This is a genomic window from Micromonospora pallida (assembly GCF_900090325.1).
GTDB classification, from domain to species: domain Bacteria; phylum Actinomycetota; class Actinomycetes; order Mycobacteriales; family Micromonosporaceae; genus Micromonospora; species Micromonospora pallida.
The window spans coordinates 58,206-84,132 of record NZ_FMHW01000002.1 but is presented as its reverse complement, the minus strand read 5'-3'; the positions used below and the strand labels follow the sequence as shown (position 1 = coordinate 84,132).

Genomic DNA, 25,927 nt, shown 5'->3' with positions numbered 1-25,927 from the left:
CGGCCCGGCCCGGGCAGCAGGTCAGGAGATCAGGTGATCCTCGAGAACGTGGCGTTCCCCGCTGGTCAGCACTGCGAGACCACCGCGCTCGGCGCCCTGCTACGCCACGAGGGCCTCGACCTCTCCGAGCCCATGCTGTTCGGCCTCGGCGAAGGTCTGGGCTTCGTCTACTGGGACGCCAGGAACATGGACTTTCCGTTCCTCGGCGGCCGCACCAAGCCGACCACGATCATCCGGACCGTGGCCGACCGGCTGGGCCTGACGCTGCACGTCCAGGAGACCGCCTCGCCCCGTAAAGCGTGGGAGAACGTCGCCGCCGCGCTCGCCGCCGGACGCCCGGTCGGCCTGCAACTGGACTGCTACCACCTGGACTACTTCACCACGAAAGTCCACTTCGGCGGCCACGTCGTCGCGATGTACGGCTACGACGACACCCACGCCTACCTGGTCGACACCGCCCAGCAGGGCGGCACCGTGACGACCACGCTGACGAGCCTGGCACAGGCCCGCAGCGAACGCGGACCGATGACCGCCCGCCACCTCTCCTTCACCGTCGCCAGCCCCGGCGGTCGGCCCGACCTGGGCGACGCCGTCCGGACGGCCATCCGCAACAACGCGCAGACCTTCCTCAACCCGCCGATCGCGAACCTCGGCCACCGGGGCATCGGCAAGGCGGCCCGGCAGGTGACGCGGTGGCTCGACCGCGCGAGCGACCCGTCCCGCGACCTGCCGCTGGCCGCGACGCTGATGGAACGCGGCGGAACCGGCGGCGCGCTGTTCCGCACCATGTACCGCGACTTCCTCGCCGAGTGCGCCACGATCGTCGACGACGACAACCTCCGCCTCGGGCACCAGTTGTACGCCGAGATCGCCCCGCGGTGGACCGAGGTCGCCCAGCACATCGCCGCCGCCGGGGAAACCGGCGACCCAAAGCAGCTCACCCGGGCCTCGGCGATCCTCACCGAACTCGCCGACCGGGAACGCGCCGCCATGCAGACCCTGGCCGCCGTTCGCCCCGACTGACCCGGCTGGCGCCGTTCGCCCCGACTGACCCGGCTGGCGACGGACGCCCCGCCCTGTCGGCCAGGCCCCGCCGCAAACCCCCTGTCGGCCAGGCAGCCGTCGCGGGCGGGCGCGGTGGACCGGCGGGTGGGAGACTCGTCGGATGCCCGATCCCCGCCCGTACGACCTCGTCCTGTTCGGCGCGACCGGCTTCACGGGCGCGCTGACCGCCGCGTACCTGGCCCGCGCCGTACCGGCGGGGTTCCGCTGGGCGCTGGCCGGCCGTAACCCGGCGAAGCTGGCCGGGGTACGCGACCGGCTCGCCGCCACCGACCCGGCGCTGGCCGACCTACCGCTGCTGACCGCCGACGTCACCGACCCGGACTCGCTGCGCGCGGTGGCGGAGAGCAGCCGGGTGGTGGCCAGCACCGTCGGCCCCTATCTGCGGTACGGCGAGCCGCTGGTCGCGGCGTGCGCCCGCGCCGGCACCGACTACCTGGACATCACCGGCGAGCCCGAGTTCGTCGACCTGATGTACCTGCGACACCACGCCGAGGCGGTACGCACCGGCGCCCGGCTGGTGCACACCTGCGGCTTCGACTCGATCCCGTACGACCTGGGGGTCTGGTTCACCCTCAAGCACCTGCCGACGGACGGGCCGGTCGCCGTCGACGGGTTCGTCCGGGCCGGCGGGAAGTTCTCCGCCGGGACGTACCACTCCGCGTTGACCGCGTTCGAGCGGTCCGCGCAGATGAGCCGTACGGCGCGGGAGCGCCGGGCCGCCGAACCCCGGCCCGAGGGTCGCCGGGTCCGGGCCGTACCGGGGAAGATCGGTCGCCGCGCGGACCTGGGCTTCTGGGCGGTGCCGCTGCCCACCATCGACCCGCAGGTGGTCCGCCGCTCGGCGGCGGCCCGACCGGAGTACGGCCCGGACTTCACCTACCGGCACTTCGCGGCGGTGAAGCGGCTGGCGACCGTGCTGACCAGCATGGTCGGCCTCGGCGCGGTGGTGGGCCTGGTGAAGGTGCCGCCCGCCCGGCGGTGGCTGCACGGCCGGTTCGCCTCCGGGCAGGGGCCGACGCCGGAGCAGCGGGCGAAATCCTGGTTCCGGGTGCGGTTCGTGGGCACCGGCGGCGGCCGGCGGGTGGTCACCGAGGTCTCCGGCGGCGACCCTGGGTACGACGAGACCGCCAAGATGCTCGCCGAGTCGGCGCTCTGCCTGGCGCTGGACGACCTGCCGGCCACCGCCGGGCAGGTGACCCCGGTGACCGCGATGGGCGACGCGCTGCTGGAACGCCTGGTCCGAGCCGGCATCACCGTCCGGGTCGTCGACGGCCCCACACCGGCCGGCGGCGCTGCTTCGGCCGATGGTGCCGCGCCGACCGACGGTGCCACACCTGCCGACGGTGCTGCTTCGGCCGGCGGTACCGCTTCGACCGGGGGCGCGGTCGTCGACGGCGCCGAACCGCCCGGCGGCGGGGTTTGACCCTCGACCAGGTCGAGGGACCAGCATCGGTGCCCGTGGAGAGGGAACCGCTCAGCATCGGCGAGCTGGCCCGGGCCAGTGGCCTGACGGTGAGCGCGCTGCGCTTCTACGACCGGGCCAGGGTGCTGGTGCCGGCGTGGGTCGACGCGCACACCGGGTACCGCTGGTACACCACCGACCAGGTGCGCGCGGCCCGGCTGGTCGCCGGACTGCGCCGGGTGGGGATGCCGCTGGCCGGCATCACCGCCGCCGTCGCCACCGCCGACCCGGCGGTGGTGCACGGGCTGCTCGACGCGCACCTGCGCCGGCTCGAGGACGGGCTCGCCGACGCCCGCCGTGAACTCTCCCGGATCCGTGCCCTGCTCGATCACGAGGAGACCGCCATGACCACCCGACTCACCCTGCCCCGCACCGCCCTGGCCGCCGCGTTCGACGCGATCCGGTTCGCCGTCGGCACCGACCCGGAGCTGCCCCAGCTCGCCACCGTCCTGGTCGACGTCGGGGCGGACACGCTGACCCTGGTCGCCACCGACCGGTTCCGGCTGGCGGTGGCCGGCGCGCCCGCCGTCGTCACCGGCCCGTCGGTGCGGGTGCCGGTGCCGGTCGAGGTCGCCGACCGGATCCGGGAACTGCTCGCCGCCGACCCGGCCGGGGAGGCGACGCTGACCGTCGACACCGACGGCGTCACCGTCGAGATCGACGGCGCACGGGTCACCGGGCAGCCCGTCGACGTCGAATACCCCGACCACCGGCGGCTGGTGCTGGACCGGGTCGCCGCCGCGCCGGCCCGCCGGGCGACGGTGGACGTGCCGGCGCTGCGGGCCACGCTGGGCGGTGCGCCCACCGTCGTCCGCGAGCACAACGGGACGCGGTACGAGGTGACCGTGCTGAGCGTCGACGACCGGGGCGGGCTGACCGTGGTCGGCGACGACGCCCCGGCCGGGGACGACGTGCGGATCGGGGTGAACCGGGAGTTCCTGCTCGACGCCCTGGACGCGGCGGACCGGGGCCAGCTCGTGCTGGAGCTGGACGGGCCGATCACCCCGCTGGCCGTACGCCGTCCCGACGACGAGCTGACCTTCTCCCTGCTGATGCCGATCAAGCTCTGACCGTCCTGCTTGTGCCACCGTTTTGGCGATATCGGGGTTTCCGACCGGCGTGATGCCCCGATATCGCCGATACGGCGGCGGGACGGCGGACCGTCGGCCGGGCGTGCGAGGGCGCGCCCGGCCGGTGGGGGCCGCGACGGTAGCATCTGGTGGTCCCACCTGACGTCCCGGACGGAGGCGTACGAGCAGCATGCTCGACATGGAGTTGATCCGGAAGGATCGGGAGGCGGTCGCGGTCGCGCTCGCCAAGCGGCTCGATCCGGCCGAGGTCACGCGTGCCCTCGACGAGATCCAGCAGCTCGACCAGGCTCGACGCGCCCTGATCAGTGAGATCGACGCGGAGCGGCAGCGCCGCAAGGCCGAGGCGCGGGCGTACGCGGCGGCCAAGCGCGCCGGCACCGAGCCCGAGGTCGCCGCCCCCGAGGCGGGCCGCAAGCAGCTCGCCGAGCTGGAGGCGGAACTGGACGAGGTGCAGTCCAAGCTGCGCTCCCGGATGAGCGAGCTGCCCAATCTGCCCGCCGACGACGTGGTCGCCGGGGGCAAGGAGGCCAACCAGGTCGTCAAGGTCTTCGGTGCGCCCCCGGCGATCGAGAAGGTCCGCGACCACGTCGAGCTGAGCCGGATGCTGGGCCTGGTCGACCATGAGCGCGGCGTCAAGCTGGGCGGCTCCGGCTTCTGGATGTACACCGGGCTCGGCGCCCGGCTGGAGTGGGCGCTGATCAACTGGTTGGTCGACCGGAACATCGAGGCCGGGTACGAGTTCCTGCTCCCGCCGCACCTGCTGCTGGACACCGCCGGCTTCGCCGCCGGGCAGTTCCCCAAGTTCTACGACGACGTCTACCACCTCGACCGGGAGTCCGCCCCGCGTGGACAGTTCCTGCTGCCGACGTCGGAGACGGCGATCCTCGGGGCGTACCAGGACGAGATCCTCGACCCGGCGAAGCTGCCGCTGAAGGCGTTCGCCTACACCCCCTGCTACCGGCGGGAGTCGGCCGGATCGCACTCCGACGAGCGCGGCACCGTGCGGGGCCACCAGTTCAACAAGGTGGAGATCTTCCAGTTCACCCTGCCGGAGCAGGCCGACGCGGCGCTGGAGGAGATGCTCCTGCACGCCGAGAGCCTGGTCGAGGCGCTGGGCCTGCACTACCAGCGCAGCTTCCTCGCCGCCGGGGACTCCAGCGCGTCCATGCGCAAGACCTTCGACATCGAGGTCTGGATGCCGAGCACCGGCAAGTACAAGGAGGTCTCGTCGGTCTCCTGGGGTGGCGACTACCAGGCCCGCCGCGCGGCCATCCGGTACAAGGAGCCCGGCGGCAAGCAGACCCGGTTCGTGCACACGCTGAACGGGTCGGCGCTGGCCACCAGCCGGCTCTTCCCGGCCATCCTGGAGCAGTTCCAGCAGCCCGACGGCTCGGTGCTGGTGCCCGAGGTGCTCCAGTCCAAGCTCGGCACCGACCGTCTGGTCCCGTCCGGCCGCTGACCTTCCCGACGGTCCCCTGCACCCGGCCGGGTGCAGGGGACCTCTTCGTTCACACCGAAGACGTCACTGGTTCGGTCCCAGCGACACAGCGCAGAAGAGGCACCCTCGACAGAGGGTGCCTCTTCTGGAACAGCTGACCAACGGTGCGAAGGTCAGAGGTTGCCGCCTACCAGTTGCAGTTGCCGGCCGGGATCCAGCCGTCCTGCCCCGGCGCCTCGGCCCCGTGGCCGTAGTACCAGGTCCCAATCTCACTGCCGCCGTAAATCGAGTGAACGCGGAAGCCTCGCCCGGGGCTCAGGGTGCGGAGGGGGTTGCCCCAGGGCTGGTCGCGCAGCCAGGTGGCCTGGTTGGTCACGCAGATGTCACCAGGGGCATCGCTGGCGACGGCCGGCGCGGACGCCACCGCCGACCCGGCGGCGACGACGGCCATGACCGCCAGCACGCGTACAACGTTGCGCTTCATGCGCTTCCTCTCGATCAGATGCCTTGCGAGCCAACCGATTATGCCCAGCGGCCCTGACATGACAAGTCGGAGCAGTCCCGACTGCCTGCCGTGCCCGCTGTTTGCCCGGCAGAGCGAGTCGACAAAGGACACCCGAACTGACAGTCAGGGCTGATGCTGCTCTCGCCTCGCCAAGACGAAGTCCGCATAGTCATCCCCGGCAACCCCGTGATTGACCCACCGATGCGGGGCAGCCCCAGTGCCCCGCTCCGCCAGTTCCAACGCTTCGGCCGGGTCTTCAACGTGGCCGATCATGCGGCCAACGCCCGTGTCGTCTTCGTCTTCGGGGTCCAGGGGCGGAAACACGGACAGATCGCGGTAGTGCTCGTCGTCCAGATCCTGTACGTCATGGACGGACACGTTGTAGCCGTCCTGCCAGGGCCAGACCGAGACCCAGCGGATGCCTCGGACGCCCGCCAGCGTGATGGGTCCGACGAACTGCTCAACGCCTTTCCTGCGGCCGAGAGCGCCGAAAACGGACGACCGGGTGAGGTACCGCATGCTCGGAGACTATCCGGATGCCGTGGAATCGAGATGGGTGACGAACTGGGTGACAACCGGAGCGCGCAACCACGGACGTCCGCGAACGTAGACGGATCATCTCCGCAGGCGGCGGCCAGCCGAGCAGATCCCGCGTCCACGATCGTTCTTTCGGGTGAGGAGGGTCTGGCGCCGTGGCATTCGTGCACGCGCTGAACGGGTCCGCGCTGGCCACCAGCCGGCTCTTCCCGGCCATCCTGGAGCAGTTCCAGCAGCCCGACGGCTCGGTGCTGGTGCCCGAGGTGCTCCAGTCCAAGCTCGGCACCGACCGTCTTGGTCCCGCCGGGCCGCTGACTCCCGCTGACGACCCGAGGTCCCCGGCAGGCAAGCCCTGCCGGGGACCTCGTCTGTCAACTCAGCAGTTCGGGATGTCGACGCCGTTGTTGTCCTTCGCCACGTCGTTGCCCCAGCGGGTGAGGTAGTACGCGGACACGTACTGTCGGGCCGGTCCCTCGTCGGGGTCGGTCAACAGCCACCAGTGGTTGTAGGCCGAGCCGTTGGAGACCACGCGTCCCCAGACCCGGCAGTACACGTAGTTGGTTCCGGCCCACAGGGTGCCGGTCCGGGTGGTGGAGGTCGGTGAGGCGTAGACCCCGGCGCTGGTGAAGGTGTCGACCCAGTACTTGCCCGGCGTGGTCGAGCCGCCACCGTAGAGGCGGATGGCGCCGTAGTAGTCGCCGTGGCTGTAGAGGGACGTGACCCGGACGTACCCGCCGGAGTACGGAGCCTCGACGATCTGGCCCTGGCCGAGGTAGATCGCGACATGATGGATCGTGCTCGCGCTGTAGCCGAAGAAGACCAGGTCACCCGGGAGTAGTGGCGCGGTGCCCTGGCCGGCGTTGAACCTGGCGACGGCCCTCGACGACTGGTACTGCTGGCGACTCGTCCCGTTGATGACGTCGGAGCCGACCGCGAGGTAGTAGGCGTAACGGACCATGCCGGAGCAGTCGAGGCCCCGGACGTTGCAGTCGTTCGGTGCGCCGTTGGCCGGATCGCAGATGCCGTACGAGGGACCGGGGGTCGCGCCGTGCCCGCCACCCCACGAGTACGGGGTGCCGAGCAGGCCACACGCCTTGTTCACCGCCGCCTGCGCCTGCGGGGCGGCACCTGAGGAGAGGACACCGCAGGTCGCCGCGTGCGCGGGCGGCGAGGCGGCGGTGGAGGCCAGGGAGCCGGCAGCCGCCAGCAGTACGACCACGAGCAGTCGTACGACGGCTCTGAGCCGGCGTCGATGAGCTGGAGGCGGGGGATCACGTCCATCGGGACCTCGCAGACAGGGTGGCTGGGCTGGCAAAGGCCGAAGCAATCAACTTTTATCGATGGTTAACGTTATTCGGCCCGACGCACAAGCTCCTATGGCGACACATGTCACGCGGCGTCCGCGGATTGTGTCCCAACCTGCCATTGCGATTCGCGGGCGGTCTGGGCGCCCCCGGCGCCCCAGCCACGATCACCCAGCTCGCCAACACCATCGTCAGCAGCTGAGGGAATCGCCGAGCCGTTTGAGGGAGTTCCAGGACAGAGCGCCCAGGACTTACAAGCGAGGGGTCGGTTACTCCGTTTTCGGAGGTGGTGTGAGCCAGGCGAGGGGTTGTCCGGTCAGTGCGGCGTCGACGAGGCGCTGTGCCGACGTGGTCTTGAGCGCGGCGCGGGAGCTGTCGATCCAGCGTTGGACGTTGCCGATGCCCTGGTGGCGGTATTCGACGGCTTGGACGAGGCATTCGAGTTTGTCGGCGTCGCGGGCGACGACGGCTTCGAGGGTTTCGCCGGCTTCGTATTCGGCGACAGCGGCCATGATCGTCTCCGCCACGGCGGGTGGGCAGTCGGCGACCTGGTCTGCGGTGACGGTGGTGTTGGGCGCGGTCGTGAGGTAGCGCTTGGCGATGTGGGGGATGTCGGTGACGCGGGTTTCCTGGGTGTCGTGCAGGACGCAGAGCATCGTCACCCGGGCGGGGTCGGCCCCCTCCATGGCGGCGAGGATCATCCCGATCAGGGCGGTGCGGTGGGAGTGCTCGGCGATGGATTCGGGGTGCTTGACGCCGGCGAACCACCAGCCGGTGCGGGCCGCGCGTTTGAGGACGCCAGTCTCGAAGATGAACCTCATCGCGGCGGCATCCTGGTCGTCGCTCATCTGCCCGTCCCTGTGCCGGTGATTCCTTCTGTCCGCAGGCTGTAGACGATAGACGTTAGTTCCTGCCGGGACTGTGCGGAGATCCGGTCGCTGTCGAGGATGGCGGTGGCGTGGTCGGCGAGGGTCTGTCCGGTGGTGGGGTGGTCGTGGACGAGTCCGCGTCGGGCGGTGAGTAGTGCCCACAGGTTGTGGATGTTGAGGTCTACGAAGGGGTGGTTGGCGTCCAAGCGTTCGACCAGGTGACGGAGGAGTCGGGTGCCGCGCCAGTCGGTGTTGGTGGTGGGCATGAAGGAGTCGTCGGGTTGGCGGTAGGGGATCTCGCCGACCCAGTAGGCCGAGTAGTTGAGGGCGGCCCGTTGGCAGGCGTCGTCGGGGTGCGCGCGGGCGATGAAGTCCCGCAGCGGTTCGGGGTCGCCCTGGTTGGCCAGGGACGTGACGACGGAGCGGGCGTCCGGCCACAGCGGTGACCAGGTGTGGAAGGTCGTCACCCGGTGTGTCTTGCGGGCGTTGCTCTGGGCGAGCCACGCGGCGGAGGTACCGGTGGGGTCCATGCCGGCGAGGAAGCATGCCTGCCGGTGGAGTAGCACGTTCGGGTGGCGCTGGTCTGCGGCGCGTTCGGCGAGGACGTGCAGGTTGGTGAAGAAGGCGCGTTGTTCCTCGGCGCAGAGGGTGGGGCCGGTGGCTACGGGACCGCGTCGACGGTGGGGCGTCGGGAGACTTTTGATGAAGGTGGGTGTCTGGCCGAGGACTGCCCAGAGGATCAGGTCGGACAGTCGGTGGGTGAGTACCGCGCAGCCGAGGGGCTGTCCGGTGATGTCTGCCCGCTCGATCTTCGGGTCGATCAGGGCGGCGAGGATGGCATCGGCCTCGGCGGCGTCCGTGACGGCGTCGAGCAGTATCGGGTTCGCCCCGCGACTGCCGAGCCTCTGGCGGATCCGGACGGCTTGACCGAACGGGACGGCGAGGAACGGCCGCCGTCCTGACTCCCAGCTCTGAACGGTCGCGCGGTCGACGCCGAGTTCCATGCCGAGCTGTTCCTGGGTCAGGGGGATGGATTCCCGAATCAGCTTCAGTAGGTAGCCGGTGACATCGCCGCGCGTCGGGGCGGACCGTTCGAACTGCGTCATCGACATCCCTACGTTGACCGGCAGTCGACGTTTGCCGTCTTGGACAGCGACGTGAGGGGACCCCTGAGCAGCTCATTCGTACTGCGGGTGAGTTCAACGATCGCCGCAGTGATCGTAGCGTCACGGTTACTGAATGTGCCAGGCATGGTCCGTCGGTAAGGCCGGGCTGTTGCTGAGGGAAGGGTGTTGTTCGGTGACGACGCACGAGCCCGCCCCACCATGGTGGACCTGTCGGGGCTGCGGCTGCTCCTGGCCCTGTCTTATTCGAAAACGGGAGTTGTTCGCCGAGTTCGACAAGGCTCCACTGTCCCTGTCACTTTACCTCAGTGGGCAGTTGGTGCGGGCGGCGGAAGACTTGCCCTGGGTGCCCGCCGGGGTTCTGCATCACCGATTCCTCGGGTGGGTCGGATGAGCGTGAACCGGCCGGAGGCTCTTCCGATCGGCCGGCGGGTGGCGTACTGGCGGGGGCGGCGGAAGCTGTCGCAGCAGGTGTTCGCCGATCGGCTCGGTAAGTCGAAGAGCTGGGTCGACAAGGTGGAGCGGGGCGTTCGCTCCCTCGACAAGGTGTCAACCCTTCAGGACATCGCCGCCGTACTACGGATCGACGCGGCAGTGTTGCTAGGACGCGGTGTCCAGTCCGCCAAGGTGGCCGAGCGGACCGTAGATGTGGAGCGCATCCGGGCAGCGTTGTCCCGGTACGAGATTCCGCTCGGCAGGCCGGCGGGCCGTCGTCCCGTCCTGTCCGTCGACCGGGTGGCCAGAGAGGTCGCGCACGCGTGGACGACCTTCCAGTACGCCCGCTATCCGCAGTTGATCGATCTGGTACCCGACCTGCTTGCCGACACGCAGCGCACCCACGCCCGTGATCCGGTGGCGGGTCGGGTGCCGCTGGTCGAGGCGTACCGAATCACCGCCGCACTGCTGGTCAAGCTCGGTGATGCCGACCTGGCCTGGGTGGCCGCCGACCGGGCGATGATCGCCGCCACCGGCGACCGGACCCTCGTCGCCGCCGCTGCCGTACAGCTCGGGCAGGTGCTACGCGAGTCGGGGCGGGCGAGGGAGGCGACGTCAGCGATGCGGGCCGCCGCGTACCGGATCGCCCCACCCGTCATCGAGTACGGCACCCCACCAGAGCTGTCCCTCTGCGGAACCCTGCTCGTCCAGGCCGCCCTGGCCGCCGCCCACTACGGGGACGATGCCGCCGTTGCCGAACTGCTCGACGAAGCCGCCGACCTCGCCGAACGAGTCGGCGACGGGCACGACCACCACCGGACCGGGTTCGGACCCACCGCCGTGGACCTGGCCCGTACCACCGCAGCCGTAGAGCTAGGCGACGCCCGCGACGCGGTGACCTGGCACGAGAAAGCCACCCAGCGGGACGGCTGGCGATCGCTGCCCGCCGAGCATCGCGCCGCGCACCTGATCGACGCCGCCCACGCGTACCTACAGGCCGGCGACCCGATCAACGCCGGGCGGGTCCTGGTCGACGCCGAGCGAATCGCGCCAGCCGAAATCCGCCACCGGCCAGCGGGTAGCGACCTGCTTGCCCAGGTCGCCCGCGACCCCAACGCCCCGGCCACGGTCGTCCAACTCGCCGACACCCTCGGGGTGGGCTGAACGGTGACCGGCCCGCACCTGTCCCTGGCCCAGATCCGCAACCGGATCATCCTCACCGCCCGTGCTGTACTCCGCCAGCACACACCCGGACCCGACGGCCGCTGTCCGATCTGTCGGACGACAGCTTGTGCGGTGGCCACCGCCGCCCACAATGTCCTCCGCGCCGCCGAGGACGTACGGCAGAGAAGCACAACCCCACCAGATGACCTGGGTTCGAGTCCCTGGCAGCGCAATTGATCAAGGCGCTGGCCTGGCGGTCCATGACGGACACGGGCCCCTCTTGCGTCCATTGTGGAAAGACTTCGCCGGCCGCGCTGGCGGGGTGGCCTGCCCCGACCCGTACGGATATGATCGGCGCGCATGATCGGGTTCGGGGTGCGGTATTTCATCGGGCCGATTGGCGGCAGGCAGTCGCCAAGTTTCCGACACGTCGCCGGCCCTCTACCACTGTTGGAATAGTGACGCCGGGCATCGACCTGTCGGTGCCGGGGGTTCGGCCGCGACCCGAGGAGGCCTCGTGCCGGAAGTGACCCTGTCCGCAGGCACCATCGACTACGACGACACCGGAGGCACCGGGCCCGTTGTCGTGTTGCTGCACGGAGTAGCGATGGATGCTTCCCTGTGGCGCAACGTGGTGCCGGCCCTGGCCGCGGACTACCGCTGCATCACGCCGACCCTGCCGCTCGGCGGTCACCGTCGGCCGATGCACCCCGACGCCGACCTCAGCATGCACGGCATGGTGAAGCTGGTCGCGGAGTTCCTCGACGCGCTCGACCTGCGCGACGTCGCGCTGGTCGCCAACGACTGGGGCGGGCCGCAGGTGCTCATCGCCGACGGGCTCGCGGACCGGGTCGGCCGCCTGGTGCTGTCCTCGTGCGAGGCGTACGACAACTACCCGCCCGGCGAGCCGGGCAAGTCGCTGTTCCAGATGTCGAAGGTGCCCGGCGGGCTCATGGTCGCCGCCACCGCCCTGCGCTTCCGACTGCTCCAGCGGCTGCCCACCACGTTCGGCCTGATGGCCAAGCGTCCGGTGCCGCGCGACGTCATGCGCCGCTGGTCGCAGCCGATGCAGACGGATCCCGCGATTCGCCGTGACCTGCGCAAGTACGTGCTGAGCGTCCCCGACAAGGCGGAACTCGCCGACATCGCCAAGCGCGCCGTCGCGTTCGAGGGGCCGACCCTGATCGTGTGGGCGACCGAGGACAAGGTCATGCCGGTCGAGCACGGCCGTCGCCTGGCCCGCGAGTTCCCCAACGCCGAGCTGGTCGAGATCGACGACTCGTACGCGCTCATCCCCGAGGACCAGCCGGCGGCACTGGCCGACGCGCTGCGCGAGTTCCTGCGCCGGACCGACGACGCGGACGGGCGCGGGCAGGCGCCGCAGTGACCGGCGGGTCCACTGCCGGCCGCGCGGTCAGCATCGCGGGGGTCGGCGCCTACCTGCCGGAGAAGGTGGTGGGCCTGGACTTCTTCTTCGACGGGCCGCCGCCGGACGACCCGATGCTGCACAGCCCACTGGTCGGGCCGCCACCGCTGCGCCACCACGTCGCACCCGACCAGCGGGCCAGCGACATGATCTACCGGGCGGCGACGCCGCTGCTCAAGCGCCTCGGGATCGCCGCCACCGACATCGACATCCTGCTCACCAACGTGCTGGTGCCCGACGAGCTGTTCACCGGGTGCGGAGCCGAGACCGCCGCGCTGCTCGGCTGTGCCCCGCCGTGGACGATCGACCTGCACAACACCGGCTGCGCCTCGTTCGGGTACATGATGCGGCTGGCCGGCGTGCTGATCTCCACCGGCCAGGCGCGGACCGCCCTGCTGGCCAACGTGCAGAACGCCGGCGGTCAGATCTTCAGCCAGTCGCAGGTCCGCCTCCTGCCGCAGGCCCGTACCCCGGGCGACGGGTGCGGGGTGGCGGTGCTCACCGCCGACGACCGGTCACCGCTGCTCGGCACCGCCGTGCGGAACACCCCGTCGGCCGCGGCTGACCTGCGCGTCGGCGCCGAGGGCCGCAAGTACTGGGAGCCGGGGACCGGGCAGGTCGACGTTCGGTTCGACCCGAGTCGTACCCAGGAGACCCTCGCCCTCGGCAACCGCGTGGTGCCCGAGGTGGTCCGTGAGCTGTGCGAGGACATCGGCGTCAAGGTGACCGACATCGATGTGCTCGTCACCAACCAGCCCAACCGGACCTTCCTGCGCAACTGGCGCGACGACCTCGGCATCCCGCCCGAGCGGCACGTGGACACCTACGACACCCTCGGCAACCTCTACGGCGCGGGGCTGCCGGTGAACCTGGACCACGCGCTGCGCGGCGGCCGGGTCCGTCCCGGCGACCTGGTGGTCGTGGCCGGGTTCGCCCACGCCGGGGACTTCGCCGCCGCCGCCGCGTTCCGCTGGCAGGCCAACGCCTGACCTCGCCGCCGGGTTCCGGGAGGGCGGAGCCTGACCTCGCCGCCGCGTTCCGCTGGGATGCCGCTGCCTGACCCCGCTGCCTAAGCGAGGTCAGGCAGCGGGGTCGGGCGGCGGGGTCAGCGCCGGTCCGGGCCGTCGTCCCGCCCGGTCAGCCACTCGTCGACCGCTGCGGCGGTCGCCTTCACGTCCTCCTGGAGCAGCGAGAAGTGGTCACCGGAAACGGCAGCCACCGCGCCGGCGACCTGCCAGCGGGGCCACCGGCCCGAGCCGTCGGTCGGCTCCGCGTGCACCAGCAGCGTGGGCACCGGGGCCGGTTCGGCCGTCCAGCCGTCCAGCGCCCGCAGGTAGCCGCCCATCGCGAGCACCCCGTCGTCGTCGATCGACAGGTACTCGTGGTCCAGGTTCAGGATCGCGCCCATCGCCCAGGCAAAGGTGTCCGCTTGGTCGGCCCGCCCCGGCTCGAACGTGTCGAGCATGACCAGCCCATGGGGGGCCCGGGGAGTGCCGGCAAGCCGGCCCGCCACGCCCTGCGCCAGCACTCCGCCGATCGAGTATCCGACCAGCAGGAACTCGTCCGGACCGGCGGCGTGCAGGACAGCGGCGCACAGGCTGTCCATCAGCGCGTCCCAGTCGCGGGGCAGCGGTTCCCCGGGACCGAACCCGGGTAGCTGCACCGCCGTCGTCCGCCGCCGGGTCGGCAGGGCCGCCGCGAACCGGGCGAACTGGTGCGGCCCTGACCCGGCGAGGAACGACGGCAGACACACCAGGGTGGGCCCCGGCCCGTCGGAGATCAGTACGCTCACCGGCGCCGGGCCCGCCGACGCGGTGGCGTAGCTCGGGCGGTAGCGGGCGGAGTCGCCCAGCCAGCGCACCGCGCGCGGCAGGTCGTCCGCGCCGGCGGCGGTACGCAGCATCGCGGTGAACGGCCCGGTCCCGCTCACCGGTTCCGGCCTACCGCCGAGTGCGGGCTGGCCGCCCGGCAGGAGGTCGCCGCCCAGCACAGGCCCGCTGCCCAGTGCGGACCCGCTGTCCAACACAGGCTCGCTGCTCGACGCGGGCTCGGCGCCGAGTGTGGGTCCGCCGCCCGACTCGGGTCCGGTCGGGCGGCCGAGCCGGGACCAGAGGTGGTCGGTCAGCCCGTCCAGCGTCGGGTGCTCCACGAGCGTGCGGGCCGGCAGGTCGAGGCCGGTCGCCCGGGCCAGCCGCCGGTGCAGGTTCACCGCGCCCATCGAGTCGAAGCCGAGTTCGAGCAGCCGGCGGTCGCCGGGGACCGCCGTACCCGGGGAGTGCCCGAGCACGGCGGCGGCCTGGCTGGTGACGAGCGCCGCCACCGCCGCCCGGTCCGACAGCGAGGTGGCCGGTACGAGGTCGTCCTCGGCCGGGCCGTCTTCCGAGGACAGCCCGTCGTCGGCCGAGGACAGCCCGACGCTGGCCACCCCCGCCGGCCGGGTCGCCGGCCAGAACCGCCGGTGCTGGAACGGGTAGGTGGGCACTGGCGCCGGGCGGGGCTGGTCACCGCGCAGCACCTGCGGCCAGTCCAACTCGACCCCGGCCACGTCGAGTTCGGCGGCAGCGGTCAGTACCGACTCGACCTCCGGCCGCCGGGCGCTCAGCGTCGGGACCAGCAGGGCGTCTCCGCTGTCCGGCAGACAGTCCCGCACTGCAGGGGTCAGCACGCCGTGCGGGCCGAACTCCACCCAGGTGCCCGCGCCCGCCGCGGCCAGCCAGCGCACCCCGTCCAGGAACCGGACCGTGCCACGGACCTGCCGCGCCCAGTAGCCGGCGTCCGGGTTGGTCAGCGGCAGCCCGGTCAGATTGGACACCACCGGCACCCGGCCGGCGCCCGCCGACACACCCTCGATCTCGCGCTCGAACGCGGTGAGCATGGGGTCCATCTGCGGAGAGTGGAACGCATGGCTGACGGCCAGCCGTTTCGCCCGCCGGCCCTGGGCCTTCAGCCGGTCGACGATCGGGTCGAGGGCCTCGGGGTCGCCCGACAGCACCACCGACTCCGGCCCGTTGACCGCCGCCACCGCCACCCGGTCGGCGACCCCCGCGATCAGCTCCGCCGCCTCACCGGCGTCCGCCTGCACCGCGACCATCACCCCGGCCCCGGGCAGCGCCTGCATCAGCCGCGCCCGCGCGCTGACCAGCCGGGCCGCGTCGGGCAGCGACAGCATGCCGGCGACGTGCGCGGCGACCAGTTCCCCGATCGAATGCCCGAGGGCGAAGTCGATGCGCAGGCCCCAGCTCTCCAGCAGCCGGAACAGCGCCACCTCGACCGCGAACAGCGCCCGCTGGGCGGTGCCCGTCCGGTGCAGCAGCTCCGCCCGCGCGGACCCGGGCTCGACGGCCAGCGCCAACCGAACCGGCGGGTCGTCGCCGTCGCCGTGGTGATGGGCGTCCAGCGCGGCGCACGTCTCCTCCAGCGCCTCGGCGAAGACCGGGTACCGCCGGGCCAGCTCGCGGCCCATCCCGGCCCGCTGACTGCCCTGCCCGGTGAACAGCGCCACCACCCCACGGCGGGGCGCACCGGCCACGCCGAGCGCGCCGTCCTCGGGATACCCGCCGGCGGCCACCTCGTCCAGTGTGGCCCGCAGCTCGGTCCGGTCGGCCGCGACGAGGACCGCCCGGTGCGCCATCCGGGTACGCCCGGCCGCCAGCGCGTGGGCGACGTCCACCAGTGGCGGTTCCGGCTCCTCGGCCGTTCCCGCGAGCCGTACGCGCAGCCGGGCGGCCTGCTCGCGCAGTGCGGCGGCCGAGCGGGCCGACAGCAACACCGGCACCGGGCCGTCGGCCGCCGACCGCTGCGCCGGTTCCGGCGCGGGTGGCGCCTCCTCCAGGATCAGGTGCGCGTTCGTACCGCTGATCCCGAACGACGACACGGCGGCCCGGCGCGGCCGTGGACCGGCCGGCCACGGGCGCGCCTCGCTCAGCAGGGCCACCCCGCCGGCCGACCAGTCCACCCGGCTGGTCGGCTGCTCGGCGTGCAGCGACCGGGGCATCCGACCGTGCCGCAGCGCCAGCACCGCCTTGAGCACTCCGGCGACCCCGGCGGCGGCCTGGGTGTGGCCGAGGTTGGACTTCACCGAACCGAGGTACACCGGCGCGTCGGTCGGCCGGTCCCGTCCGTAGGTGGCGAGCAGCGCCCCCAGCTCGATCGGGTCGCCGAGGCTGGTTCCCGTCCCGTGGCCCTCGACGAGGTCGACGTCGGCCGCCGTCAGGCCGGACGCGGCCAGCGCGGCCCGGATCACCCGCTCCTGGGCCGGCCCGTTCGGCGCGGTCAACCCGTTGGACGCGCCGTCGGCGTTGACCGCGCTGCCCCGGATGACGGCGAGCACCCGGTGGCCGAGCCGCTGCGCGTCGCTCAGTCGGGCCAGCGCCAGCACCGTCCCGCCCTCGGCCCAGCCGGTGCCGTCGGCGCCCTCGGCGAACGAGCGGCACCGACCGTCCCGGGACACCCCGCCCTGTCGGGAGAACTCGGTGAACACGCCGGGAGTGGCGAGGAGCGTCGCGCCGCCGACCAGGGCCAGGTCGCACTCGTCGCGGCGCAGCGCCGCCACCCCGAGGTGCGTGGCGACCAGGGACGACGAGCACGCGGTGTCCACGGTGACCGCCGGTCCGTGCAGGCCGAGGGTGTAGGCGATCCGCCCGGCCGCCACTGACGCCGCCGCCCCGATGCCCCGGTAGCCGCCCAGTTCCGCGTCCGCGGCCTGGGTCAGCCAGCCGTAGTCCTGGTACATCAGCCCGGCGAACACGGCGGTGCGCGAGCCTGCCAGCGAGTGCGGGGCGATGCCGCTGTCCTCGACCGCGCTCCAGGCCAGCTCCAGCAGCAGGCGGTGCTGCGGGTCCATCGCGAGCGCCTCGCGGGGCCCGATGCCGAAGAACTCGGCGTCGAATCCGGCGGCGTCGGCGAGGAACCCTCCGGCGTGGGCGTGCGAGCTGCCCGGCCGGTCGGGGTCCGGGTGGAACAGCGCGTCGAGGTCCCAGCCCCGGTCGGTGGGGAATTCCCCGGCCACGTCGCCGCCGGTGTCGAGCAGCCGCCACAGGTCGGCGCGGTCGTGGATCCCGCCGGGGAACCGGCAGGCGGTGCCGATGATCGCGATCGGCTCGTCGGCCCGGTCGCGTAGCTGCCGCAGACGTCGGCGGGAGTCCTGCAACTCGGCGGTGACCCGCCGGAGGTACTCCAGCAGGGTGTCGTCGTCAGTGCCGCTCACGCCAGCCCCCAGGAGTCGATCAGGTTGATCAGGTCGGCCCGGTCCGCCGTGGAGATCCGGTCGGCCAGGGCGTCGTCGGTCCCGGGTTCGGCGGGCCCGGCGGGTTCGACTGCCGTGAGCAGGCCGCGCAGCCGGGCGGCCACCCGGGGTCGGTCCGGTGCGGCCAACCCGCCGAGCAGGACGGCCAGCCGGTCCAGCTCGGCGTCGACGTCCGCCGCCCCGGCGGGCGCGTCCAGCTCGAGCCCGGCCAGCAGGAAGGCGGCGATCGCGGCGGGTGTCGGATGGTCGAACACCACGGTGGTGGCGACCCGCTGCCCGGTGACCCGGGACAGCCGGTTGCGGAACTGCACCGCGAGCAACGAGTCGTACCCCAGTTCCTTGAAGGTCAGGTCGGGGCGCAGTCCGGCGCTCGACGGGCGGCCCAGCACCGCGGCCACGGTGTCGAGCACCAGCTCCTCCACCACCGCCGCGCGGTTCTGCTCAGGCACGCCGCGCAGCCGTTCGGCGAGGCTCGGCCCGGTGTCGGCCGGCCGGACGGCGGCCGGCACCAGCCCGCGCAGCACGGACGGGAGCAGCCCGGCCGCCGCCTGGGCCCGCAGCTCCGCGCGGGTGAAGCGAGCCAGCACCACCACCGGCTCAGTGGTGCCGAGCGCCCGGTCGAACAGCCGTAGACCATCCGTGGTGGACAGTGGTGCGATCCCTGCGGCGGTGACCCTGGCGCGGTCCGCGTCGCGCGACTGCCCCGCCATCACCCCGGTCTCGCCCCACAGGCCCCACACCTGCGAACCGGCCGGCAGGCCTGCGGCGTGTCGGCGGGCCGCCACCGCGTCCAGCACGGCGTTGGCGGCGGCATAGTTGCCCTGCCCCGGCCCGCCGAGGGTGCCGGCGACCGAGGACAGCAGCACGAACGCGTCGAGGTCCAGCGACGCGGTCAGCTCGTCCAGCAGCAGCGCGGCGTCCGCCTTGGGGCGCAGCACCCGGTCGAGCCGGTCGGCGGTGAGTGCGGTGACCAGCCCGTCGTCGAGCAGGCCCGCCGCGTGCACGACCGCGCGTACCGGGCGGTCCGCCGGCACACCGGCGAGCGCGGCGCGGAGCTGTGCCCGGTCGCCGACGTCGCAGCGGACCGCGTCCACGGTGGCGCCGGCCGCGGCCAGGCGGCCGGCCAGCCCGGCGTACTCCGGGCTGTCCGGCCCGCGCCGGCTCAGCAGCAGCAGGTGACGTACGCCGTACGCGACGACGAGATGCTCGGCGACGACGGCACCCAACCCGCCGGTTCCACCGGTGACGACGACGGTGCCGTCGGTACGCAGCACCGGCCCGTCCGGTGCCGGACCGGTCACCGGCACCAGCCGGGGCACGTACACCGCCCCGGCGCGGATCGCGAGCTGCGGCTCGTCGTCGGGCAGCGCCGTCGGGAGCGGCTCGTCGACGCCCACGTCGATCAGCAGGACCCGGCCGGGATTCTCGCTCTGCGCCGACCGGACCAGGCCCCACACCGCAGCCGCAGCCGGATCCGGTGCCTCCCCGGGCGTCACGGCGACCGCGCCGGAGGTGACGACGGCCACCTGCGCGCCCACGGACTCGTGGCTCAGCAGCTTCTGGAGCACGGTCAGGGCCCAGCCGGTCGCGGCCCGGACCCGGGCCGTGGGGTCGGCGTCCGGGAAGGTGGGCAGCCGCTCGACGGATGCCGGTGGCGTCGACGGAACCGTCCCGGCAGGACCCCAGGCCAGCCGGTACACCGGGTCCGTCGGCCGGCCCAGCGCGGCGGCGGTCACCGGGCGGGCGGTCACCGAGTCCACGCTCACCACCGGCGCACCGGTGTCGTCGTAGCCGATCAGGGCGGCCCGGGTAGGCTCCGCCGCCGTCAGCCGCACCCGCAGGGCCGCCCGTCCCGGCCGGTGCACCCGCACCCCGGACCAGCGGAACGGCAGGTACGTCTGGTCGTCGCCGGGCAGCCCGACGTGGAACGCGGCGTCGAGCAGCGCCGGGTGCACCAGGTAGCGCCCGGCGGTGTCCGCGGTCTGCGGGTCGAGGGCGACCTCCGCCAGCCGCCCGGCCCCGTCGGTCCAGGCGGCCCGCAGCCCCCGGAACGCCGGACCGTACTCCAGCCCACGGTCGGCCAGCGTGTCGTAGAGCCCGTCCACCGGCAGTGGCGCTGCGGCACCGGGCCACGGTGCCGGGTCGGCGGACAGCGGTGGCCCGGCCCGGTCCACCGAGCCGGTCGCGTGGCACGTCCAGCCCTCGGGGTCGAGCGGATCCGCGTCGGCCGGTCGGGAGTGCACCGCGACCGGGTGTTCCCCGGCGTCGTTCGGGCCGCCGACGGTCACCTGCACGTGTACGGCGGAGTCGGTGCACACCAGTGGCGTCTCGATGGTCAGCTCCGCCAGCCGGTCGCAGCCGATCGCGGTGGCCGCGTACAGGGCCAGTTCGACGAACCCGGTTCCGGGCAGCAGCACCGACGAGTGCACCGCGTGATCGGTCAGCCAGCCGGGCTGCCCCGGCTCGATCCGGCCGGTGAACACCCAGCCGCCGCCGTCGGCGAGCCGCGTCGCAGCGCCGAGCATCGGGTGCGTCGACGGGCCAAGCCCGGCCGCCCCGGCGTCCCAGCCGGTTGGCCGGGCCGCCACCCAGTACCGGCGGCGCTGGAAGGGGTATCCGGGCAGCGGCACCCGGGACGGGTCCCCGGGGCCGGTCAGTGGGCTCCAGTCGACCGGCACCTGCGCCGTGTCGGCGTCGGCCAGCGAGCGGGCGAACCGGTCCAGCCCGCCGTCGTCGCGGTGCAGCGAGCCGATCAGGACCGGCCGGTCCTCGTCCGGGGCACCGACCGCGTCGAAGATCTGCTCCATCGGCACCGACAGCACCGGGTGTGGGCTGATCTCCACGAACGTCCGGTACCCGGCGTCGATCATCCGGCGGACGGTCTGCTCGGCGAGGATCGGCTCGCGCAGGTTGCGGTACCAGTACTCGCCGTTCAGGGGGGCGCTCGTCGGATCCAGCGGCCCGCCGGTGACCGTGGACCAGAACTCGGCGTCGCCGGCCGCCGACCGCAGTCCCCCGAGCGCCCCGGGGAGCCGGCCGCGCAGCGGCTCCATCCCGGCGGAGTGGGACGCGTAGTCGACCAGGATCGGGCGGGTCCAGACGTCCTGCGCCGCGCAGCCGGCGGCGAACGCCGCCACGTCGGCCGCGTCGCCGCTCACCACCGTCGACCTCGGCCCGCTGAGGCCGGCCACGGCGAGGCTGCTGCCGGCATCGGCGAGTAGCTCGCGGACCCGGTCGGCCGACTCGGCGACCGACAGCATGGCACCGCCGCCGGCGATTTCGGCGATCATCCGGCTGCGGACCGCCACCACCCGGGCGGCGTCGCGGACCGACAGCGCGCCGGACGCGCACGCGGCGGCGATCTCGCCCTGGGAGTGGCCGACAACGGCGTCCGAGACGACCCCGTACGACCGCCACAGCTCGGCGAGGGACACCGCCACCGCGAACAGCAGCGGCTGCGTCACGTCGACCCGGTCGGCGTCGGCGGCGCCCGGCTCACCGCGCAGGACGGCGTACGGCGCCCAGTCCACGTGGGGCAGCAGGGCGTCGACGCACTCGGCGAACCGGGCCGCGAACGGCGGGGCGGACTCCAGCAGGGCGAGCGCCATGCCGCGCCACTGGGCGCCCTGACCGGGGAAGACGAAGGCGGTCCGGCCGCTGCGGCGCGGCACCCCGACGACGGCGTTGTCGGTCGGCCGACCGGCGGCGACGGCCTCGAGGCCGGCGAGCAGCGTGGGGCGGTCGGCGCCGAGCACCACCGCCCGGTGCGCGAACCGGGCGGGGGCGCGCAGCAGCGCGGCGGCCACGTCCACCGGCCGGTGCTCCGGCGTGTCGGTGAGCAGGTCTCGGATGTCGCGGGCCCGGTCGCGCAGTGCTCCGGCGGACCGCCCGGCCAGTACCAGCGGCACGACGGCCGGGTCGGCGGACGCCGTCGCGGCGGGCGGACCGTCGGACGGTTCGACCGGTGGTTCGGCGACGATGACGTGGGCGTTGGTGCCGCCCACCCCGAACGCGGAGACCCCGGCCCGCCGGGGGCGTGACCCGTGCGGCCACGGCACCGGGTCGGTGAGCAGCGACACCGCCCCGCCGGACCAGTCGATCTTCGTGCTGGGACGGTCGACGTGCAGCGTTCGCGGCAGGACGCCGTGGTGCAGCGCCTGGATCAGCTTGATCAGCCCGCCGACACCGGCCGCGGCCTGGGCGTGGCCGATGTTCGACTTGAGCGACCCCAGTCGCAGCGGGCGGTCGGCGGGCCGGTCGGTGCCGAAGACCGCGATCAGCGCCTGCGCCTCGATCGGGTCCCCGAGCACCGTGCCGGTGCCGTGCCCCTCCACCGCGTCAATGTCGGCGGCGGTCAGCCTGGCGTCGGCCAGGGCCTGGCGGATCACCCGCTGCTGGGCCGGCCCGTTCGGCGCGGTCAGCCCGTTGGACGCGCCGTCGGAGTTCACCGCGCTGCCCGGGAGCAGCGCGAGTACCCGGTGGCCGTGGCGTCGCGCGTCGGAGAGTCGTTCCAGCAGTACCAGCCCGACACCCTCGGCCCAGCCCGTCCCGTCGGCGGTGTCGGCGAACGACCGGCACCGCCCGTCGGTGTTGATGGCGCCCTGCCGGGTGAACTCGACGAACAGTTCGGGGGTGGCCAGCACCGCGACCCCGCCGGCGATCGCCAGCGACGTCTCGCCGCGCAGCAGCGACCGGCGGGCCAGGTCGATGGCCACCAGCGACGACGAGCACGCCGTGTCGACGGTCATCGTCGGCCCTTCCAGGCCGAACGTGTAGGAGAGTCGGCCGCTGGCGGTCGCGCCGGCCGTCCCGATGCCCCACAGCCCCTGTAGCTCGTCCGGACCGGACTTGGCCAGCGGGGCGTAGTCGTGAGTGCTCAGGCCCACGAAGACGCCGGTCCGGGAGCCGTGCAGGGTCTTCGGGTCGATGCCGGCGTCCTCCAGCAGCGACCAGGTGCTCTCCAGGAGCAGCCTCTGCTGGGGGTCCATCGCGGTGGCCTCGCGGGCGGAGACGCCGAAGAACTCGGCGTCGAAGCCGGCCACGTCGTCCAGGAAACCACCGGCCCGGGCGATCGTCGTGCCGCGCCGGTCGGGGTCGGCGTCGGTGAGCGCGGCCAGGTCCCAGCCCCGATCGGTGGGCAGCGGCGACACCGCGTCCACCCCGTCGGCCACCAGCCGCCACAGCCCGGCGGGCCCGGTCACCCCGCCCGGGTAGCGGCAGGCCATCCCGACGACCGCGATCGGGTCGTCGACCTGGTCGGCGACGGCGGCGTGGTCGGCCGGTGCCGCCGGGGCCTCGGCGAAGCCCAGCCGGTCGAGCACGTGCGCCGCGACGGCCCTCGGGGTCGGATGGTCGTACAGCAGGGTCAGCGGCAGCGTGTCGCCCAGTTCGACGGAGAGCATCCGGGTCAGCTCGACCGCGGCCAGCGAGTTGTAGCCGTAGTCCAGGTAGGCGCGGTCGGGGTCGACCGCCGCCGCGTCCCAGCCCAGCAGGGCCCCGGTCAGCTCGCGGACCATGCTCAGGACGAGTTCGGCGCGGCGGGCCGGTGGTTGCGCACCGATCCGGGTGACGAACGGCGTGGGTTCCGGGTGCCGGTCAGCCACGGGCGCTCCTTCTTGGACGCTCACACCAGCTCAGACAGGCGCGCAGCGTAGCAGCCCGGGGCGATGGTCCTGGGGCACCGACCTGGCCGAGTGACCATGGCGGAAATCCGTTGGTGACAGACCGGCGGGCCGGGGCTACCCTCACTGTCGATATTGGCCGGTGTGCAGCGTCACCGGCGGCGACGCGAGGTGAGGGTGGCTGATGACCGTATCCACCTCAGCCGCGCCCGGACCGGCGGACGCCGTACCGGATCTGCCGCGTCAGGTCGACGTCGTCATCGTCGGCGCGCGGTGTGCCGGTGCCCCGTTGGCCACCCTGCTGGCCCGGGCCGGGCGCACGGTGGCCCTGGTCGATCGGGCCGAACGGATCGGCAACACCCTCTCGTCGCACATCATGCAGGCCGACACCCTCCGTTTCCTGGACCGGCTCGGCGTCCTGCCGGACGTCCTCGCCACCGGCGCGCCGCCGTTCGTCGCGGCCGACACCCGGCTGGAGGACTTCCACGAGCTGCTCACGTACCCGGGCGCCACGGACGGCCCCGGCGGCGGGATCTGCGTACGCCGGCAGGTGCTCGACCCGTTGCTGCTGGCCGCCGCCCGCCGGGCCGGGGTGCGACCGGTGCTCGGCGCCAAGGTGACCGACCTGCTGACCGGCGACGGCCGGGTCACCGGGGTGCGGCTGCGTACCGCGGCCGGGCCGGTGGAGATCGCCGCGAAGCTGGTGGTCGGGGCCGACGGCCGACAGTCCACCGTCGCCCGGCTGGTGGGGGCCCGCCGGTACCACGTGGTGCCCGGCACGCGTGCCTACCACTGGAGTTACTTCGCCGACGCGACGCCCGCCGGGCCACCGACGTTCGTCTTCCACCGCTGGGGCGACCAGTTCGTCCTCGGGGCGCCGGCCGACAACGGCCTCTACCTGGTCGGTACCGCGCACACCCTGCCCGCCGGCGGACCGGCCGGCCACCGCTGCACGGCCGAGGACTTCCTGGCCGACGCCACCTCCTGCCCGCCCGTGGCGCAGGCCCTCGCCGGAGCCCACCGGGTTGCCGGGATCTTCGGCCTGACCGGGTTCGAGGGATACTTCCGGGACGGCGCCGGGCCCGGGTGGGTGCTGCTCGGCGACGCCGGCCACTTCAAGGACCCGGCCGCCGGTCGGGGCATCGGGGACGCGTTCCGGCAGGTCGACGCCCTCGCCGCCGCCCTGCCCGGGGTGCTCGACGGGCCGGTGCGGGACCTCGACGCCGCCACCGCCGCCTTCGCCCGGTGGCGCGACCGGGAGTTCCTCGCCCATTACTGGGTCGGCTCGGACCTGGGCCGGGCCGGCGAGGTCCCGACCTTCCTGCCGGAGATCATCCAGCGGATGACGGCCCGGGGTCAGGGATCCGACCTGCTGGCCGTGCTCAGCCACGACGTACAACCGGACACGGTACTCAGCCCCGGTCGGGCCGTCGGCGCGGTCGGCCGGCTGCTCGCCGGTGGCCGGGTGCCACGGCGCCGGGTCCTCGCCGAGTTCGGTGCCGCCCTGGGCGACCAGTTCCACCGGGCCCGCCTGGTCCGGCGTCCCCGGCACGAAGCTGCCACCGCCCCGACGGTGGTCGCCGGGGCATCGACCGGAGGTTACCGATGATCCGCTCCGACGCGCTCGACGTGCCGGACGTCGACCTGAGTTTCAGCCAGACGGTGCCCTGCTCAATGGCCCACCGCAGGGCCCTCGGCGAGGTGTTCGTGGCCGACTCCACACAGGTCGACCGCGACGAGTTCGTCCTCGCCCTGCAGATTCCCCGGGCACACAGCCTGTGGGGCGACCGGCGGATCGACTGTCACGACCCGTTCGCGATGGGCGAGGCGGCCCGACAGGCCACCTTCGTGCTGGTCCACCGGTACCTGGGCATCCCCCGCGAGCAGCCGTTCACCCTGCGGAGCTTCACCCTGCGGGTGGTCGACCTCACCGCGTTCGCCGACGACCGGCGGACCCCGCTGGAGGGCCTGCTCCGGTACCGCGCCCGCAACCGGACCGGGCTGTCCACCGGGGTCGGCGTGCTCACCCTGCGCGGCGAGCTGTTCCTGGCCGGTCGGCTCGCGATGGAGGTCGTCGCCGAGGTCGTGGGGATGTCGCCCGACGACTACGAGGTGATGCGGGCGTTCCAGCGGGCCCGGCAGCCGGACAGTGTGCCGGCAGCGCCGGCGCCGACGGTGCCGCCCGCGCTGGTGGGCCGCTACGACGAACGCAACGTCGTGATCGGTGCCCCGACCGACGGCGAGTCGGGCGAGGTGCGCTGCCCGCTGGTCCTCGACGAGGGGCACCCGTCGTTCTTCGACCACTCCTACGACCACCTGCCCGGCCCGGTGGCGGTCGAAGGGCTACGCCAGACGGCGGTGCTGGCGGCGACCAGGGCCGGTGCGCTGCCCCATCCGGTCAGCGTGGTGACCGGCTGCGACGTGGCGTTCAGCACGTTCGGCCAGCTCGACCATCCGCTGGAGTGTGTGGCCCGGGTCAGGGGCGTGACGGTCGACGGCGCCGTCGACGTGGCGGTCGCCATGTACCAGTTCGACGAGCAACTCATCGACGGAACGATCACCCTCGTGTCCTGGCCGGTGGTCCGGTGACCGCCGGGCGGTCGGCCGGTCCGGGGCCGGGTGACGGAGAGGCAGGTGGCGG

General features: G+C 73.2%; 14 protein-coding genes and 3 pseudogenes. 10 read left to right on the top strand and 7 right to left on the bottom strand.

The annotated features are described in order from the left end of the window. The first annotated feature begins 33 nt into the window (after nt 1–33). The 4 genes and pseudogenes from GA0074692_RS00565 (at nt 34) to serS (ending at nt 5,077) form a co-directional block, all read left to right on the top strand. The gene (locus GA0074692_RS00565; protein WP_091638549.1) at nt 34–1,023 is read left to right on the top strand and encodes a BtrH N-terminal domain-containing protein; all 990 of its coding nucleotides are present in this window, start codon (nt 34–36) and stop codon (nt 1,021–1,023) included. Between the two features lie 142 nt (nt 1,024–1,165). Further along, a pseudogene (locus GA0074692_RS00560) lies at nt 1,166–2,329 on the top strand (saccharopine dehydrogenase family protein); the annotation flags it as partial. A gap of 194 nt (nt 2,330–2,523) precedes the next feature. Next, nucleotides 2,524–3,597, top strand: a complete 1,074-nt coding sequence (locus GA0074692_RS00555; RefSeq protein ID WP_091638547.1) for a DNA polymerase III subunit beta family protein — start codon at nt 2,524–2,526, stop codon at nt 3,595–3,597. A 190-nt stretch (nt 3,598–3,787) separates the two neighbouring features. After that, nucleotides 3,788–5,077 (top strand): serine--tRNA ligase, encoded by a 1,290-nt coding sequence (gene serS / locus GA0074692_RS00550; protein WP_091638546.1) that lies wholly within the window; start codon nt 3,788–3,790, stop codon nt 5,075–5,077. 166 nt (nt 5,078–5,243) lie between these two features. Here the strand turns inward: serS and GA0074692_RS00545 are convergent, their stop codons facing one another. Both GA0074692_RS00545 and GA0074692_RS00540 read right to left on the bottom strand, forming a co-directional pair. Continuing rightward, nucleotides 5,244–5,540 (bottom strand): hypothetical protein, encoded by a 297-nt coding sequence (locus GA0074692_RS00545; protein ID WP_091638545.1) that lies wholly within the window; start codon nt 5,538–5,540, stop codon nt 5,244–5,246. 144 nt (nt 5,541–5,684) lie between these two features. Then, entirely contained in the window at nt 5,685–6,080 is a 396-nt protein-coding gene (locus GA0074692_RS00540; RefSeq protein ID WP_091638544.1) for a hypothetical protein, read from the bottom strand. Nucleotides 6,081–6,256: 176 nt separating this feature from the next. On the opposite strand from GA0074692_RS00540, the pseudogene GA0074692_RS36810 reads away from it, so the two are divergent. Further along, nucleotides 6,257–6,400, top strand: a pseudogene (locus GA0074692_RS36810) (serine--tRNA ligase); the annotation flags it as partial. Between the two features lie 74 nt (nt 6,401–6,474). Here the strand turns inward: GA0074692_RS36810 and GA0074692_RS00530 are convergent. From GA0074692_RS00530 to GA0074692_RS00520, 3 genes are all read right to left on the bottom strand, one after another. After that, complete coding sequence (locus tag GA0074692_RS00530; protein WP_141725099.1) at nt 6,475–7,317, bottom strand: C40 family peptidase; 843 nt, start codon at nt 7,315–7,317, stop codon at nt 6,475–6,477. A gap of 354 nt (nt 7,318–7,671) precedes the next feature. After that, a complete protein-coding gene (locus GA0074692_RS00525; RefSeq protein ID WP_091638541.1) occupies nt 7,672–8,250 on the bottom strand; it encodes an HD domain-containing protein in 579 nt (192 codons plus the stop codon). Continuing rightward, nucleotides 8,247–9,377, bottom strand: a complete 1,131-nt coding sequence (locus tag GA0074692_RS00520) for a helix-turn-helix transcriptional regulator (RefSeq protein WP_091652237.1) — start codon at nt 9,375–9,377, stop codon at nt 8,247–8,249. The genes GA0074692_RS00525 and GA0074692_RS00520 overlap by 4 nt, the downstream gene beginning before the upstream one ends. 408 nt (nt 9,378–9,785) lie before the next feature. Here GA0074692_RS00520 and GA0074692_RS00510 point away from each other — a divergent pair, with 408 nt between their 5' ends. The 3 genes from GA0074692_RS00510 (at nt 9,786) to GA0074692_RS00495 (ending at nt 13,409) form a co-directional block, all read left to right on the top strand. Beyond that, the gene (locus GA0074692_RS00510) at nt 9,786–10,994 is read left to right on the top strand and encodes a helix-turn-helix domain-containing protein (RefSeq protein ID WP_091652228.1); all 1,209 of its coding nucleotides are present in this window, start codon (nt 9,786–9,788) and stop codon (nt 10,992–10,994) included. Between the two features lie 517 nt (nt 10,995–11,511). After that, nucleotides 11,512–12,381, top strand: coding sequence for an alpha/beta fold hydrolase (locus tag GA0074692_RS00500; protein WP_091638539.1), 870 nt, complete (start codon nt 11,512–11,514; stop codon nt 12,379–12,381). Continuing rightward, nucleotides 12,378–13,409 carry a 3-oxoacyl-ACP synthase III family protein gene (locus tag GA0074692_RS00495; protein WP_218106508.1) on the top strand — a complete coding sequence of 344 codons (1,032 nt, stop codon included), beginning with the start codon at nt 12,378–12,380 and terminating at the stop codon, nt 13,407–13,409. The genes GA0074692_RS00500 and GA0074692_RS00495 overlap by 4 nt, the downstream gene beginning before the upstream one ends. 116 nt (nt 13,410–13,525) lie before the next feature. On the opposite strand, the pseudogene GA0074692_RS00490 reads toward GA0074692_RS00495, so the two are convergent. After that, nucleotides 13,526–17,611: pseudogene (locus GA0074692_RS00490) on the bottom strand (type I polyketide synthase); the annotation flags it as partial. A gap of 11 nt (nt 17,612–17,622) precedes the next feature. Continuing rightward, nucleotides 17,623–23,268: a type I polyketide synthase gene (locus GA0074692_RS00485; protein ID WP_091638537.1), complete on the bottom strand. Its 5,646-nt coding sequence runs from the start codon at nt 23,266–23,268 to the stop codon at nt 17,623–17,625. A 202-nt stretch (nt 23,269–23,470) separates the two neighbouring features. On the opposite strand from GA0074692_RS00485, the gene GA0074692_RS00480 reads away from it, so the two are divergent. Together GA0074692_RS00480 and GA0074692_RS00475 are read left to right on the top strand one after the other, a co-directional pair. Next, entirely contained in the window at nt 23,471–24,895 is a 1,425-nt protein-coding gene (locus GA0074692_RS00480) for an NAD(P)/FAD-dependent oxidoreductase (RefSeq protein ID WP_091638536.1), read from the top strand. After that, nucleotides 24,892–25,875 carry an AfsA-related hotdog domain-containing protein gene (locus tag GA0074692_RS00475; protein WP_091638535.1) on the top strand — a complete coding sequence of 328 codons (984 nt, stop codon included), beginning with the start codon at nt 24,892–24,894 and terminating at the stop codon, nt 25,873–25,875. The genes GA0074692_RS00480 and GA0074692_RS00475 overlap by 4 nt, the downstream gene beginning before the upstream one ends. Nucleotides 25,876–25,927: the final 52 nt, after the last annotated feature.

Coding starts and splice junctions, on each gene's coding strand:
- serS (WP_091638546.1), top strand. CDS start 3,788: ATGCTCGACATGGAGTTGATCCGGAAGGATCGGGAGGCGGTCGCGGTC.
- GA0074692_RS00540 (WP_091638544.1), bottom strand. CDS start 6,080: ATGCGGTACCTCACCCGGTCGTCCGTTTTCGGCGCTCTCGGCCGCAGG.
- GA0074692_RS00525 (WP_091638541.1), bottom strand. CDS start 8,250: ATGAGCGACGACCAGGATGCCGCCGCGATGAGGTTCATCTTCGAGACT.
- GA0074692_RS00510 (WP_091652228.1), top strand. CDS start 9,786: ATGAGCGTGAACCGGCCGGAGGCTCTTCCGATCGGCCGGCGGGTGGCG.
- GA0074692_RS00545 (WP_091638545.1), bottom strand. CDS start 5,540: ATGAAGCGCAACGTTGTACGCGTGCTGGCGGTCATGGCCGTCGTCGCC.
- GA0074692_RS00480 (WP_091638536.1), top strand. CDS start 23,471: ATGACCGTATCCACCTCAGCCGCGCCCGGACCGGCGGACGCCGTACCG.
- GA0074692_RS00475 (WP_091638535.1), top strand. CDS start 24,892: ATGATCCGCTCCGACGCGCTCGACGTGCCGGACGTCGACCTGAGTTTC.
- GA0074692_RS00520 (WP_091652237.1), bottom strand. CDS start 9,377: ATGACGCAGTTCGAACGGTCCGCCCCGACGCGCGGCGATGTCACCGGC.